Annotated in this window: 1 protein-coding gene; it reads right to left on the bottom strand. The window is 40.0% G+C overall.

Annotated features, from left to right (window positions below):
• On the bottom strand, window positions 1-550 hold a 550-nt coding region (locus GOU96_RS18150), incomplete at its 3' end, for a GNAT family N-acetyltransferase (RefSeq protein WP_267784058.1).
• Window positions 551-577 lie beyond the last annotated feature (27 nt).

The following is a 577-nucleotide window of genomic DNA, read 5'->3' as shown; positions in this document are numbered from 1 at the left end:
ATTTTTCCAACCACTGTTTCTGAGTGATTTTATATAAACAGTGCCGCTCCAAAGGATGACCTTTAACCACCTTTGGATGACTAAAGTCTTGATTCGTATTGACCATTCCTAATTTCAGCATTACTCGCTGAGAAGGAAGATTTTGTAACGTGGTAAACGCATAAACTGAAGGAGCATTAAGCTCTTCAAATGCGAATTGCAATGCCTTTTGCGCAGCTTCAGGTGCATAACCTAATCCCCAAAACTCCGATGACAAACGCCAACCAATTTCGATAAATGGGGCATCGGGAAATCCACTATTTTCATCTTGACTATGCAACCCAACAAAACCAATAAACTGCCCAATTTCTTTCAACTCAACAGCCCAGAAACCCCAACCTCTTTCCGAAATAAAGCTTTGGATTTTATTGGCTTGCCCATTACTCTCTTCACGTGAAAGTGGAGCAAGAAAATACCTCATCACATGTGCGTCAGAGCATAACTCAGCATATGGTTGATAATCTTCATTTTTCCACTGACGCAAAATAAGCCTGTCGGTTTCCATTTTCATACTAAGTTCTCAATGTGAAGATTACAT

It is taken from the genome of Vibrio sp. R-1 (assembly GCF_035615595.1).
Lineage (GTDB): Bacteria > Pseudomonadota > Gammaproteobacteria > Enterobacterales > Vibrionaceae > Vibrio > Vibrio cholerae.
This window is presented reverse-complemented; position numbering and strand designations above follow the sequence as displayed.